Origin of the sequence: Corynebacterium kalinowskii (genome assembly GCF_009734385.1) — a bacterium.
In the GTDB taxonomy this organism is placed as follows: domain Bacteria; phylum Actinomycetota; class Actinomycetes; order Mycobacteriales; family Mycobacteriaceae; genus Corynebacterium; species Corynebacterium kalinowskii.
Genome location: NZ_CP046452.1, coordinates 2,442,992 through 2,456,321 on the forward strand (window position 1 = coordinate 2,442,992; position 13,330 = coordinate 2,456,321).

16 protein-coding genes and 1 riboswitch are annotated in these 13,330 nt (G+C 59.2%); of the genes, 7 read left to right on the forward strand and 9 right to left on the reverse strand.

Going from position 1 to position 13,330, the window contains the following annotated elements:
* Positions 1-12: 12 nt before the first annotated feature.
* The 3 genes from CKALI_RS11825 to CKALI_RS11835 are packed head-to-tail and all read right to left on the reverse strand — an operon-like array spanning position 13 to position 4,216.
* On the reverse strand, positions 13-2,361 hold the full coding sequence (locus tag CKALI_RS11825; protein WP_197079710.1) for a bifunctional lysylphosphatidylglycerol flippase/synthetase MprF: 2,349 nt from the start codon (positions 2,359-2,361) through the stop codon (positions 13-15).
* On the reverse strand, positions 2,358-3,605 hold the full coding sequence (locus CKALI_RS11830) for an alpha/beta hydrolase (RefSeq protein ID WP_156193539.1): 1,248 nt from the start codon (positions 3,603-3,605) through the stop codon (positions 2,358-2,360). The genes CKALI_RS11825 and CKALI_RS11830 overlap by 4 nt, the downstream gene beginning before the upstream one ends.
* Positions 3,605-4,216 (reverse strand): DedA family protein, encoded by a 612-nt coding sequence (locus CKALI_RS11835; RefSeq protein WP_156193540.1) that lies wholly within the window; start codon positions 4,214-4,216, stop codon positions 3,605-3,607. Before CKALI_RS11835 ends, CKALI_RS11830 begins: the two co-directional genes overlap by 1 nt.
* Before the next feature lie 97 nt (positions 4,217-4,313).
* Here CKALI_RS11835 and CKALI_RS11840 point away from each other — a divergent pair, with 97 nt between their 5' ends.
* Together CKALI_RS11840 and CKALI_RS11845 are read left to right on the forward strand one after the other, a co-directional pair.
* Positions 4,314-5,261, forward strand: coding sequence for a sensor histidine kinase (locus CKALI_RS11840; protein ID WP_197079711.1), 948 nt, complete (start codon positions 4,314-4,316; stop codon positions 5,259-5,261).
* Positions 5,262-5,918, forward strand: coding sequence for a response regulator transcription factor (locus CKALI_RS11845; RefSeq protein WP_156193542.1), 657 nt, complete (start codon positions 5,262-5,264; stop codon positions 5,916-5,918).
* Here the strand turns inward: CKALI_RS11845 and CKALI_RS11850 are convergent.
* From CKALI_RS11850 to CKALI_RS11865, 4 genes are all read right to left on the reverse strand, one after another.
* The gene (locus CKALI_RS11850; protein WP_156193543.1) at positions 5,869-6,495 is read right to left on the reverse strand and encodes a phosphatase PAP2 family protein; all 627 of its coding nucleotides are present in this window, start codon (positions 6,493-6,495) and stop codon (positions 5,869-5,871) included. The two genes, CKALI_RS11845 and CKALI_RS11850, sit on opposite strands and share 50 nt — an antisense overlap.
* A 56-nt stretch (positions 6,496-6,551) precedes the next feature.
* Positions 6,552-7,277, reverse strand: a complete 726-nt coding sequence (locus tag CKALI_RS11855) for an NADPH-dependent oxidoreductase (protein WP_156193544.1) — start codon at positions 7,275-7,277, stop codon at positions 6,552-6,554.
* Positions 7,274-7,606, reverse strand: coding sequence for an MmcQ/YjbR family DNA-binding protein (locus tag CKALI_RS11860; RefSeq protein ID WP_231580473.1), 333 nt, complete (start codon positions 7,604-7,606; stop codon positions 7,274-7,276). The genes CKALI_RS11855 and CKALI_RS11860 overlap by 4 nt, the downstream gene beginning before the upstream one ends.
* A gap of 245 nt (positions 7,607-7,851) precedes the next feature.
* Complete coding sequence (locus tag CKALI_RS11865; RefSeq protein WP_197079712.1) at positions 7,852-9,063, reverse strand: Fic family protein; 1,212 nt, start codon at positions 9,061-9,063, stop codon at positions 7,852-7,854.
* Between the two features lie 193 nt (positions 9,064-9,256).
* On the opposite strand from CKALI_RS11865, the gene CKALI_RS11870 reads away from it, so the two are divergent.
* From CKALI_RS11870 to CKALI_RS11880, 3 genes are all read left to right on the forward strand, one after another.
* Complete coding sequence (locus CKALI_RS11870; RefSeq protein ID WP_197079713.1) at positions 9,257-9,712, forward strand: S-ribosylhomocysteine lyase; 456 nt, start codon at positions 9,257-9,259, stop codon at positions 9,710-9,712.
* Positions 9,709-10,368 carry a 5'-methylthioadenosine/S-adenosylhomocysteine nucleosidase gene (gene mtnN, locus CKALI_RS11875; RefSeq protein ID WP_156193546.1) on the forward strand — a complete coding sequence of 220 codons (660 nt, stop codon included), beginning with the start codon at positions 9,709-9,711 and terminating at the stop codon, positions 10,366-10,368. Before CKALI_RS11870 ends, mtnN begins: the two co-directional genes overlap by 4 nt.
* Before the next feature lie 101 nt (positions 10,369-10,469).
* Entirely contained in the window at positions 10,470-10,790 is a 321-nt protein-coding gene (locus tag CKALI_RS11880) for a DUF2853 family protein (protein ID WP_156193547.1), read from the forward strand.
* 62 nt (positions 10,791-10,852) lie between these two features.
* On the opposite strand, the gene CKALI_RS11885 is transcribed toward CKALI_RS11880, so the two are convergent.
* Entirely contained in the window at positions 10,853-11,041 is a 189-nt protein-coding gene (locus tag CKALI_RS11885) for a hypothetical protein (RefSeq protein WP_156193548.1), read from the reverse strand.
* Between the two features lie 278 nt (positions 11,042-11,319).
* On the reverse strand, positions 11,320-11,970 hold the full coding sequence (gene thiE / locus CKALI_RS11890) for a thiamine phosphate synthase (protein WP_156193549.1): 651 nt from the start codon (positions 11,968-11,970) through the stop codon (positions 11,320-11,322).
* A gap of 14 nt (positions 11,971-11,984) precedes the next feature.
* Positions 11,985-12,095: riboswitch (TPP riboswitch) on the forward strand.
* Between thiE and thiO the strand changes: the two genes are divergently transcribed.
* Positions 12,086-13,138 carry a glycine oxidase ThiO gene (thiO, locus tag CKALI_RS11895; RefSeq protein WP_156193550.1) on the forward strand — a complete coding sequence of 351 codons (1,053 nt, stop codon included), beginning with the start codon at positions 12,086-12,088 and terminating at the stop codon, positions 13,136-13,138. (Overlaps the previous riboswitch by 10 nt.)
* Entirely contained in the window at positions 13,135-13,326 is a 192-nt protein-coding gene (gene thiS, locus CKALI_RS11900) for a sulfur carrier protein ThiS (protein WP_156193551.1), read from the forward strand. The genes thiO and thiS overlap by 4 nt, the downstream gene beginning before the upstream one ends.
* Positions 13,327-13,330: the final 4 nt, after the last annotated feature.

Below are 13,330 nucleotides of genomic sequence, written 5' to 3' on the forward strand. Positions count from 1 at the left end.
CTCTGACTAGGGCTATCCAATCCCACGCATCGCCCCCATGAGTTCGCCCATCGAGGTGTCCGGCAAGTAGCTTTTAGACACCGCCATACCGATCGCTGGCAGCGCTAGTTCGTCTCGGTAAAGCATGAGCCACTGCTGATGTTCTGGGTTGAACTTGCGCTTGAATGCGGCAAGAGATCGGAACCCATACAGTGGTTCCAGCGCGTGGCCCACGCGATCCAAGACCGCGCCCAGCGAGCCGGTTCCAGCGACCGCCAGCGGCGCGCCGGACAGGGAAACCCAGCTCAGGCCGTCGTTATGCGCCTGCACCAAGACCGCAGCGATCAAGTACTCCACCACGGGCCGGAAACCATCCGTCCGGCGACGCATGAAGTCCAGCACGAGGCCTTCGACCTGGCCATTCACGTAGCACGGCAGCCAGCTGGTCACACCGTGGATGATGCCGTCCTCGCCCACCGCAATCATGAGCCGCACGTCCGGGTCGTCGAGCTCCGCGAGCCCGCCCAAGGTAAAGCCCATCTCCGGCAGCGCCTTGTCAGAGACCCAGGCTTCCGAAATCGCGGCAATCTGCACACGTTGCGGCCGCGAGCACTCATGCCACGTGGTCCATTCGGTGCGAATGCCTTGTTTCGTGGCGTGGTTCCGCGCGGTACGAATATCCTGGAACTTCTTCCCCTTAAAGGCGGGCTCCTCCCCCACTTTCACCACGGATTCCTCTGCGACCAGCACGTTGTACCAATCCGGGCGCGTGGCCGCGAACTCAGGCCGCACGGAATACCACGCCACCTGGGCACCTTGAGCGTAAATGTCGCGTTCGAAAGCATCGGCCAGTTGCGCGACCGGAGTCCCGGAGGACACCGGCTCGCCCACCGTCACAGCAATCCCGCTTTCCAGCCGGTACGCAACGTAGCCGCCCTCCCCAAACCAGTAGCTGTTTCGTGGCCACAGGGTCATCCATGACAGGTGGTCGCCGCTTCCCTGCTGCAACATGCCTTTGGCGCGTTCCCGCTCTTGGACAGCGCTCGGATCGGCGGGGCGCACGAGGGCGCGGAGGAAGAGGAAAAGAAACCCAGCCCAGAATGTGATTCCAGTCCATTCCGTAAGCGCCCATGCCGTCTGTGACAGCGGCAGGATGTCGAAGCTGGCGAATTTGGCCACAGCGGGTGGGATGTAGCGAAGTGGCGTTGCGCGAAGGACGTCGATAAGCGGCGATGGCATGACCAGCCACGATCCCACGATCCAGCCCGCAGCGGTGATGAGCCACCAGAGGAAAACCGCGCCGTAAAATTTGCGACGCCGTCCCGGCGCCAGCTTGACTTGAAAGAGTTCCCGGCGCATGAGCAGCAAAACCGCGCACAGGATCCACGGGAGACACACGTAGGTGATGCGGAAGAAGTCGAAAAGCCCCACCGATTTCATTTCGTAGGCGATCGCGACGACGGTGCAGAAAATCCAGAACAGCGCGAATCGGAGAGCTAGTCGACGCCCTCGAATGAGTCCCAAAGCAATAGCCACGACCACGGCCAATTGAATAACATTGCCGATCATCGGCCCAATACCGGCCACGCGCAACTGCGCCACCGCATTCAGACACCTATGCCCTTGCGGATTGTGTTCACAGAGCATCGCGACATGTTCGCTGGATAGACGGGGTTCAACAAAGAAAACGCTGTCAGAGAATGGCCCGGTGGAGTCCGGGTTCATGCCGGCTGCGATCGGCCCGAAGAAGACGACGGCGAAGACAATGGCGACGAGCACGCGCGATTCGCGTATCGACGCCACGAACCGCTTCAACGCCAGGCGCGTGCGCCACTGCCCCACGGCCCAGCCTGCGAGGCAGGCGCTGAAGAAGGCGAAGTCGGCAAGCACGCCAGCATAGAGAATCAGTGTGATGGTGAGGGTGAAGAAAATGACGCGGAGGCGGTGGCGGCGCAGCGGCCCCATGAACGCCGACGCGTACATGGCGGTGCCGCACAGCCAGACGAAGGGGTTGAGCACTCGCTCAGCCTCCAAGCTTTCGCCCCAGTACAGGCCGATTGAATCCAGTCCAGTGGCTACTAGCGCGCCACAGAGCAAGCCCGCCACATGCGTCCACACTGCCGTGACCAGGAACGTGAGCGACCCCAGTTTGCGCTCCACTGCCCCACCAATGGTGAGCAGCGCGAGGGTGGATAAGATCGCGCCCGCCCAGGTGCCGACGGTCAGCGCGGACGACAGCACTGTCCACAGCGGCGTGTGCCCATCGAGCCCGAAGCCGAGGGTGTCCCGCAGCCATGCAGTATCAAAGCCATACATGGCCCGCAGTGCCCACAGGACCACCACCGCAAGAATGGAGACGGGCATCTGCTTCAGGAACCTCACTTGATGCCTCCACGCTGCGCAGCAAAGTCGATGGTCTCTCGCAGTGCCACTCGCCATACTTGATAGCTGTGTCCGCCTGGAACCTCGTCATAGATCGTTTGCATACCGGCGTTCTTCGCCTTCTCGTTCAGCTCTTTGAGCTCTTCCTTCGCATGCGAGTCATTCTCACCGGAGATGAACCGGCCTTGAATGTGGGTGTACCTACTTGTCCCCTGCGCCCGATCTAACAACGTGGCTGGGTTGATGTCTTGGAAGGCTTCCTCGTCACCATCAAAGAACTGCTGCACGGTCTTGTCGTGATCACCAACGGTCGGCTCTCTTTGGCCGGAGAAGTTCAAGAACGTGCCATAAGACTGTGGTGCGTTCGTGACGATCTGCAAAGAGCAGGTACCGCCATAGGACAGCCCGCCGATCGTCCACTTCTGCTGATTCGGTTCGACCCGGAACTTCTCCTTCATCTGCGCCGGGACATCTACTGCCAGATAGGTCTGCACCTTTTCCGTAGGCCCGTCCACGCAGATTGGGTTGGCGGTCATCGAACCGGTACCGTCCACGCTCACCACGATGGGTGAAATGCCCTTATGACTGGCCTGGAAGTCCTCCATCGTGGTGTCTGCCCCACCGGCTTCGAACCACTGTGACGGAGAGCCCGGGTTTCCAGCGAGCAAAACCACGACCGGAAGTCGCAGCTCCGGGCGCGTGAAGTACGCCGGTGGCACGTAGGCAATAGCATCGCGGTGGGTGAATTGGGTGGCTTCCAAGTCCACGGTGACGAGTGCGCCGACCGGTTGGCCGTCGATAAGCGGCGGGCTGGTCAGGTTGCTGAATTCCTCATAGGACATCGGTTGCACCACCGGGCGTGGGTTGAGTGAGCGCACGGTCGGATATTCCTGAAAATTCAGGTTGAATACTCCCCAGGCGCCCGCGATGGCAAAGATGCTTAAAACTCCCAGGAGCCGGCGGTGCCCCTGCTGCAGGAACGCGCTGAGCAGCACAAACAGCGCCAAGCCCCCGGCTACATAGATGGGTGATGGAATGCGATCCGGGAAGGGCTTCCACCAGACTTCGAGGGTCTGCCAGGCAAGGGCGGCCAGCGCTGTAGCGAGGACGAGCGCGCTCAGCACTCGCCACCGGGCAGCGCGAAGCCCCGCCAACGCTACGAGAACTGGGATACCCAGTATTGCGTAGATGAGCTGCGGGGCAGGTGCTTCGGTAAGAGAAATCTCACCGATCCAATCAAGCATTAGGCTCTCGCTTTCAACCACTTCACTGAGGCAGACATGATGATGGGCAGCACCGACAGGCCAACGATGACGAGCATGATGGCGTCGATACGGTGTGCGATCCCTGGAATATCACCGAGCAAAACGCCGATAAGCGTCATGGATACCACCCAGCCGATCGCACCGAGCACGTTCCAGCCGAGAAACTTTCGGTAGGTCATGTCGGCGGTACCAGCCGCAAGCGGGACATAAGTACGCACAATGGGCACGAATCGGCCAAGGACAAGGGCGAATGAACCATGCTTGGCAAAGAATGCTTCGGCCTGGTGGAGGTGATCCAACTTCAAAATGCGCGCGTCCTTTTTAAACAGTCCGCGGCCGTATCGACGACCGAGCCAGAACCCGACTTGGTCACCCGCGATGGCCGCAAGCGCGCCCACCAAAATGAGAAGGAAGACCCGGATACCTAAGTCGTGACGCAAGATTGCGGCAGTGACCAGCAAGGAGTCGCCAGGCAGGAAGGGGAAGAGGACGCCGGATTCGATGAATACAACGATGGCGAGGCCAGCAAGGGCCCAAGGACCGAAGCCCTGGAGCAGGGTGCCGGCGTCTAACAGGGTGGATAGAGACACGTGGGAAAACTCCTTCGTAGGTGAGCTAACACGTAGTCTGCAGAACCGATTCCAAGAAACCTCTAAGATCGTAATCCCCGCAGGTAGAATGAGCGACATGAACGATCCGGACGGCGAGATTTTTAGGTCCAGCGCACGAAAAGTTGGCCTCCAAGTGTCATTGCTTTCTGGCGGGATGATCATCGCTGGCGCGCTCCTGGCCTCGGGCGCGATGTGGTGGAAGGCCACGATCAACCCCGAGCCGGATCCCGGCGCGCACTACCTTGTTGTCGCCTTCGAGCCCCTTGACCTGGTCATCGCCGCAGTGATCGTGGGCATCGGTGTGGTGGTTCTCGCCGGCATCGCTGCCACCTGGTTCACTACCCGGGCCACCGCTCCACTCGCCGAGGCGCTCACCCGCCAGCGCAACTTCGTGGCCGACGCAAGCCACGAGCTACGCACCCCACTCAGCGTGCTGCACGCGCGGATTCAGCAGCTCAAGGCCCTCACCAGCAACGACCCCCAACTCCAACCCGTGGTTGCCGACTTGCGCCAAGACTCCCAGGAACTCATCAATATCGTCGATGACCTGCTCACTCTCGCCGCGGCACCGCAAAACTACGACGCACACACTCCCCTGTCTCCGATCCTGACTAAAGTCGCCGAGGAGCAAGGAGTCATCGCGGCGCAGCGAGCCATCACCGTCGAGTGCAGCCCGATCGAAGCCTCGGTCACCATCCCCGAGGTCGCCGTCCACCGCTGCCTCACTGCGCTCGTCTCCAACGCGATCAGCCACTCGCCAGAGCACAGTACCGTCCAGATTGACACCGAACGACACGGTGCCACCATCAAGATTTTCGTCCGTGACCAGGGCGAAGGCATCACCGGCATATCCCCCGAGCGGGTCTTCGAGCGCTTCGCCCGTGGCACCGGAGGCAACGATGCCTCACACGGCATCGGCCTCGCACTCGTCCGCGATACAGTTCTGCGCGGCGGAGGCAGCATCGACATCGAATCCACCGGCCCAACCGGCACCACTTTCCTACTCACGATGAAGGAGGCCTAAGTGCTCTCCCTACTCCTTCTCGAAGACGACCAGCGCCTCGGCGCCATCACCCGCGACATTCTCACCCTCGACTGGTCCGTCACCTGGGTCACCTCGCTTGCCGACGCCCGCACCGCCCTGACCACCGGAGTCTTCGACGTCGCCGTCTTCGACCGCAGGCTTAGCGACGGCGACAGCACCGAACTCATATCCTGGCTCCGCCACCGCCATGACACGATGCCGATCCTCATGCTCACGGCCCTCGGCCAGCTCGATGACCGAGTCTCTGGCCTCGACGCCGGCGCCAATGACTACTTGACCAAGCCCTTCGAATTCGAGGAACTTGCCGCCAGACTTAGGGCGCTCACCAGGGACTATAGTTCGACTCACGAAGGAATCGACATCGGCAGTTGGGCTTACTACCCTGCCACCGGTGCCCTGGAATCGCCATACACAGGCCGAATCCTGCTCACCGAGAAGGAAAATGCCCTTTTGAACGTCCTCGCATCGCATCCCGACACCGCTTTTACCAGGTCGCAGCTACTCGGAAGGGTGTTTGAGCACGGAGAACAGGAGGGCACGGTGGATACGTATGTGCACTACATTCGTCGCAAAGCGGACCGCGACCTTATCCAAACCGTGCGGGGAGTTGGATACCAACTCGGCACGCCAGCCTAGCTGCCAGCGGGACCACGGCGACGGCCCAGACTATGGAGGCAAGGACATCGGTCGGGTAGTGATAGCCGTCTACCAGCACAATTACCGCGATGGCGAGGATCGGCAGGGGAGTCAGGAGGCGGATGGTTCGGTTAGCCGTGAACATCCAGGTAGCCGCCATTAATGCAGTAACGAAGGCGACGTGCCCGCTACTAAATGACCAGTCACCAGCGATAACGTGTGGAGGATAGGGCAGTAGGGTGGCATCGGGGCGTGGCCTTGCGAAGAGCTCCTTGAATGCGACGACGGGCAGCCAGGCCATTGCCACGGTCGCACCGTAGGAGAGTCCGACCCGGTAATCGCGTCGCCGCCAAGCGAGGATACCCGCAATGAGCAGGGTATAGGTCAAGGAGAAGGCGGGCTCCAAGAAGTTGTAGATCACGGTGCACAGCGCACCGATCAGTCCGTGGTGGAGTCTGTTTAAGTCCACTGTGAGCGAAAGATCCGCGGTTGAGCGGGCCATCACGGCGCCGAGCGCCAAGACAAAAACTAGCCCGAAACTGGCGATGAACTGGTACTTTAACCACTGCGTCTTCATGACTGATGAAGTTACGCAGGTGCTTCTAAGAATCCGCCAAGATTGCGTTCTGAGTCCTAGAGGTCGAAGCCCTGCCTCTTCGCAATCTCCAGCGTCGCATCCCGCAGGTCCTTTACCGGGCTGAACTTCGCCTTGACCTGATCCGTGAAAGAATCCACGCGACGGTTGGCATCTCGCAGGTCGTAGTAGGTTTGCATGGCTTCGTCGTACTGGGCCAGATCTTCGGCTTTTAGGTCGACATACCCGTTCTCCATCACCCTGGCGTGGCGCGGTAGACGCGGCTTGAGCTGCGGATCTTGATTCGGCCAGCCAAGGGTCATTCCCACCACTGGGAAGGTCAGCCCGGGGAGCTGAAGCAGGTCGATGACGGCTTGGGCATCATTATGGACGTTGCCGAGGAAGTTGATGCCGAGGCCGAGCGACTCCGCAGCGACGCACACGTTTTGCGCCATGAGACAGGCGTCAGTGAAGCCGGAGATAAAGTTGCGGGGATACGGTGCGGCGCTCGGGCCGCCTGCGATAAGCGAGTTTCGGCGGGTATCCACAATAAACAAGAGGTAGACGGGCGCTTTGGCAACATAAGCTTGGGCGCCGATTTTCGCAAGCTCATCTTTGAGTCGCTGGTCGGTGACGTGGATGATGCTCGCGTTCTGCATGCCTAGGGAGGTCGGCGCGTGGATGGCTACCTCGAAAAGCCGGTCGAGGGTCTCTTTGTTCACTGGCTCGCTGGTGAATTCGCGAATAGTGCGATGGGCGAGCTGTGTGTTGATCGTCTGATTCATAGTCCCGAGACTAAACGATACGAGTCCACTACGAGCTCTTTCACCAGTTCAGCAGGCACATCTTCACCTTCGGTGATGGTGATCCAGTGCCGTTTGTTCATGTGATAGCCCGGGGTGATCCCGCGGTAGGTTTCGCGTAGCCGCTCGCCTTCAAAGGGATCGACCTTCACATTGAGGATTTGCTTGCCATTAAGCATGCCGAGCAGCGCAAACCACTTGCCTTTTACCTTGAATGCTTCCCAAGTACCGGCGAAGGGCATTTCCTCGGCATTGGCTTGCTGGAGAGCAACGTCGCGGACGAGGGAGTGGAGACTAGGGGAGAGTGACACAGTTTCACTCTAGAGTGAGAATCGTAGTGTCAGAGTTGCACTCTAGAGTGTGACTCTCACACTCTTGTAGCAGTCAGAGTTGCACTCTGTGAGCCTGAAGGATCCAACCCCAGTTCACGCACATCATTAATACGCCTTGACCTGCGCAACGTTAGATTAGAGGCCGTTATTTTAACTTTCTTCGGGATCTGCCAATCCACGCCTCTTAGCTGCTCGTTGAGACATGAAAACGACAAGTTCCCTCACTATTTGATCAACCCCAACTCTTGGCACGCCAATTCGCTCAAAGTGAAAGTCTTCGGCCGTTGAGTTACTACTTCAACGAGTCCTTGATCTTCCAATACACCGAGATCTTTGCGAATGGTCTGCTTGGTTTCCTTAAAGTAGGAAGACAAACTGTCCTGGTCAATGCTCCGCATGTCATCGAACAACCACACCTGGCCGAGGATGAAAAGGATACGGTTGTGGCGCTCTTCAACTGCCGAGGTCGCAGGACGCCTTTCGATGTGCTGCTTTAGGTCGTCGAAAAGCAGCTGTCGCGCTTCCAAATCACGCAGCATTTCGCCTTGGGCCTCAAGAAGCAACTCGAGCATGCCTGTAACGAAGGGGGTGAGATCACCCTTGTTGAGTGGGTGCTCCGCGTTCTCAAATGCCTTGTAATAGCGATCTTTTTGTTGATTGATAACAGGCGACAATGCCATGGCCGCCAACGGCGAAACTACCGCCTGCAGCTTTTGCGCTAGCAAGAAACGCCCGGTTCGACCGTTACCGTCATAAAACGGATGAATGTACTCAAACATGAAATGAGAGGCCATTGCAGCTACAAGCCCTGGCGCATCGTCTTTATGTAACAGTTGCAAGACCGCATTGATGCGCTGCTCAATTTCACCCACAGGAACAGCTTCATGAACCACTTTCGTTCCACTCGTTATCCTGGTTGTCTCCAGACGAAATAATGGCCCATCCACCTGGTGATCATCTTCGATTTCACCATCCACGATCGCGTCATAAATAGTCCGAATCTCAGCCGGAGAACTAGGGAGGTCGTACACCCCATTAGCCAGAGCGGAGTATAGGCGTGCTAGTTCTTGGAACCGCTTCTTGTGCCCAGGTTCGCCCAATTTCGCCTTGAGCGCATCACTGATTTCTTTCCTCGTGGATCGCACCTGTTCGATATCGTTCGTGGCTTCAATCTCACGAATAAGCAGCGTATTTAGATAGCCGATCGATGCTCCTTTGGGAATTTGACTCCACAACGCGGCAACCTTACGGTCCAATACAAAGACCCGCTCCTGAAGCTTGACCATTTCAGTTGTGAGCACACAAAAGGCGGGGAAGTCTCCCACCTCGAAGTCCCACACTAAGGTCGACTCTGAAGCTAACCGATGGGCATGCAGATCGTCGGCTGCAACGGCGCCAGATGCATGGAACTGCGCTTTCAAAGTCCGGTAAGCCACTGATGCCTTCCTATTCATACAATCGTTGCTTTTCCACAAATAGTACCCCAGTAGCACATCTCTTATTTGTAATATCCCGGCAATTTCATAAATAAGCCCGCCACTGAGGTGTCCCTATTTACAAGAACCCGCTGTTTTCATAAACAAGTTGGGCCTCCAACGGGCGTCGATAAGCCCCGCTAGACTGGCCACCATGAAGATGAACGTGGAGTCCTTTAACCTCGACCACACCAAGGTCAAGGCGCCGTACGTGCGCGTGGCGGATCGCAAGGAGCTGCCGGGTGGCGATGTCCTGATTAAGTACGATGTGCGTTTCGCGCAGCCGAACGTGAGCCACCTGGAGATGGCCGACATTCACTCGCTGGAGCACCTCACCGCCGAGCTGATGCGCAACCACACCGACAAGCTCATCGACTTTTCCCCGATGGGCTGCCAGACCGGCTTTTACGCGCTGACCTTGGGCGTTGAGATGGACGAGTTCCTTGGCATCCTCGAACAGACCCTTCGCGACATCCTCGTGGCCCAGGAAGTTCCCGCCGCCAACGAGATCCAATGCGGCTGGGGCGCCAACCACTCGCTCGAGGGCGCGCAAGCCCAGGCCAAGGCGTTCCTGGAGCACAAGGACGAGTGGCGCGAGGTCATGGCATGATCATCATCCAGTGCGCCATGGAGATGGAGGCCCAGCCGTTTCTCGCAACGCTTGGCGACGCCCCCCGCACCGAAACCATCGCCAACCAGCGGTTCCACTTCGGACCGTCCTTCGCTGTAGCCATCACCGGCATCGGCCTGGCCAATGCTGCCGCGGGTACCGCCCGCGCCCTGCAGCTGGTACCAGAGGCCGAGTTGGTGATCGCAGCCGGCACGTGTGGCGGATTGCACACTGGCATTGAGGTGGGGGATATCGCGGTGGCAACGAACGCGATTTACTCCATGGCTGATGCCACTGCATTTGGTTACGAGCCGGGCCAGGTACCGGGCATGCCGGCCTCTTATGATGCGCTAACCATCCCGACGCTGGATATGCCGCACATGACTGGTCGGGTGATTTCCGCGGACGCGTTCATCACGGCGTCAAACGTTGATGCAGCTCGGGGCCGATTCCCTGAGACCATCGCGACCGACATGGAGACGGCAGCCATGGCGCAGACGTGTTTCGCTGCGGAAGTTCCTTGGGTATCGCTGCGCGCGGTGTCCGATCTGTGCGGTCCAGCAGCGGGTCAGGACTTCCACATGGATGGCGCGTTGGCAGCGCAACGCAGCTTCGATGCAGTGACGAGCTTCTTGGAGACCACGGGGCGCATCTGATCAGTTTGGGATCAAACCGATATGTATAAAACTCCTGTTCAGCTCGAGTCTTGGGTAGACTCAAAACTAGTATCAAATTCTGCTAATCATAAGGAGTTCCCATGGCAAAAGACTGGATTGAAGACGTCAAGAAGTACGCCCCAAAGGCTGACGACGCAGTTCTCGAGAGCATGCTCAAGACCTACCGTCTGACCCTGTCCAACGCTGACGCGGCTTACGTGTCTTTTAGCGACGAAGAAGAGCTGAAGACCGTCCGCGAGAACTTCCTGAAGAAGAAGCTGGGCCTGACCGAGTCTGACGAGAAGCTCGAGGCAGCTATCGCCGAAATCGGCGCAAAGATGAAGGACGGCTCCAAGAACGGCCGTCTCGCCGTCTACTACTTGCTGGCTGAGAAGTTCGGCAAGCTGGGCGTTTTCAAGTAAGCCTCACAGCTTTTAGGGCCACTCCGGTTGTTCCGGGTGGCCCTTTTGCTTGTCTTGCTAGATTACTGAACTGGCGTTGGAGTTGGGGTTTCGGAAGTAGCAGTCTTGGTGGAGGTCGGAGTAGCCGTTGGAGCCTTCTTCTCCACAGAAACTGCGGTCTCGACCTTCTTGTCAGAGTCCTTCTGCGAATTAGCGCAGCCGGTAAGCGCGAGAGCGGATGCGAGAACGACGGCGAGTGCTGGACGAATCATGGAAGAACCCTTCTTTCACATTTAGTTTTGCGTAGCTTCAAATCTAGCAAGGACAATTCCACGCTGTCGCGCTAAATCTCGGGAAGAATTCCGAGCACAGCCAAGTGACTCCGTAGATTCCAGCTATGCGGAACCAGCTGTTGAGAGTAGAACTATCGCTACTTTCCCGTTTTCAAGACATGTAGCACTTTTGCAGCTCCGAAAAGCTGGTTCCACATAGCTGCATTGTCTTAAGCCACCGATATTCAACCGCCTCACCAGCACATGTTCCACACCTACTAGTCCGCAGCCACCAGGCCACGCAGCACCTCAGCAGCATGCTGTGGATCGGCAGCAGCCGTCAGTGCGCGCACCACCACGATCCTTTCAGCGCCTGCCCCCACTACCTCTGGACACGTCTCCGCGTTGATGCCGCCGATGGCAAACCAGGGCTTTTCCCCAGCAAGAGCAGCGCATTCGGCAACCACGTCCAGCCCTACGGCACGGCGCCCTGGTTTCGTCGGCGTCGGCCACACCGGCCCGATGACGGCGTAGTCCAGCCCTGGGTCCGCGTAGGACTCAGCGAACTGCGCCACCGAGTTGTTGGAGCGCCCGAGCAGCACATCCGGCCCAAGGACCCGGCGCGCCTGCTCGGTGGTGAGGTCACCCTGTCCCACGTGAAACACATCCGCACCGACCAGGTAGGCCACGTCGGCACGGTCATTCGCGGCGAAGAGTTTTCCGTGCTCAGCAGCAACTTCTGCAAGGACTTCGAGGGCCTTGATCTCAGCACGCGCCTCGAGCTTCTTATCGCGCAGCTGGATGATGTCCGTGCCGCCTTCGTAACACGCGTGCAGGAATTCACGAAGGTCGCCCTGCTCGGTGCGGGCATCGGTACACAAGTAGAGCCGGGAATTGGCAAGGGCAAGTTGCCGCTGGGAACGATCCATAAGTCCTATAGTAGAAGTACTTACGTGGGAGCCCCATCCAGGCGGGGCTGAGAGGACCAGCGAACCGGTCGACCACCAGACCTGATGCGGGTTATGCCGCCGTAGGAAGGAAGTTATGCATTTCGCCATCGTGGGCGCCGGGATTGTTGGGCTTTGTACCGCATGGGAGCTGCGCCAGCGCGGTCACACCGTGACCGTGTACGACCCGAACCCAGTCTCCGAAGCAAGTTTCGCCGCTGCCGGGATGCTGGCTCCGGTGTCGGAAGTGGTGTGGGATCAGCCTAATCTCTATCCGCTGATGCAGCGCTCGAAAAAGCTCTACCCAGAGTTCGCGAGGTCCGTTGCCGAAGCCTCCGGGATGGACGTTGGCTACCTCACTTCAGAGACCCTAGTGTGCGCCGGTGACTCCGCCGACCGCGTCACCCTGAATGAGCTAACCGAGCTGCAGGAACACATCGGTCAGGTCCATCGACTGTCGGCTCGCGAGGCCCGCGCCATGGAGCCGGCTCTTGGCCCAGGCGTCGTCGGAGCTGTGCATATCCCGGGCGACCACCAGATCGATCCGCGGAAGTTCTGCGCTGCGCTGCTGTCCCTGCTCGGCGATGCCGTCGTGCGTGAGGCGGTCGAGGACGTCGATAAGCTCACTGCCGACCATGTGATCGTCGCAGCGGGGCTCGCGCAGATTGGGGGAGTGCCGACCTTGCCGGTGCGGCCGGTGTACGGCGATGTCCTGCGCCTGGACGTGCCCGAGTACCTGCAGCCGCTGGTCACGCGCACGGTGCGCGCCGTGGTGCGTGGGCGGCCCGTCTATGTGGTGCCGCGCGGCGATGGCACGATCGTTCTCGGCGCCACGTCCCGCGAGGACAGCCCCGGCGTGTCTGCAGAGGGCGTGCACCAGCTGCTTCGCGACGCCCACCACATCATTCCTGGTCTCTGGCAGTGCACCATTAATGAGATGACGGCCAGGGCTCGTCCCGGATCCCCCGACGATGTCCCGATGATCGGCCGAGTCTCCGAGCACGTCACCGTGTCCACCGGCTACTTCCGCCACGGCATCCTACTGTCGGTGGTGGGCGCTAAGCTAACCGCAGACATCGCGTTGGGTAAGCCGGTCGATCCGGAAACGCAGCGCGCCATTGATCCCTTCCGCTTCAAGGAGCACTCATGACACTAGTGAATGGGGCTCACTACGAGCCATCGCCGTCAGAAAACCTCGCCGACCTCGCACTATCGCTCGCCGGGCGTACCGAAGGGGTGGCCATTGCCGTCGACGGGGCAGTGGTGCCGCGCAGCCGCTGGGATCGCACTCCTGTAGCAGGTGCGATCGAAATTGTCACCGCAGCACAGGGAGGATAGCTAC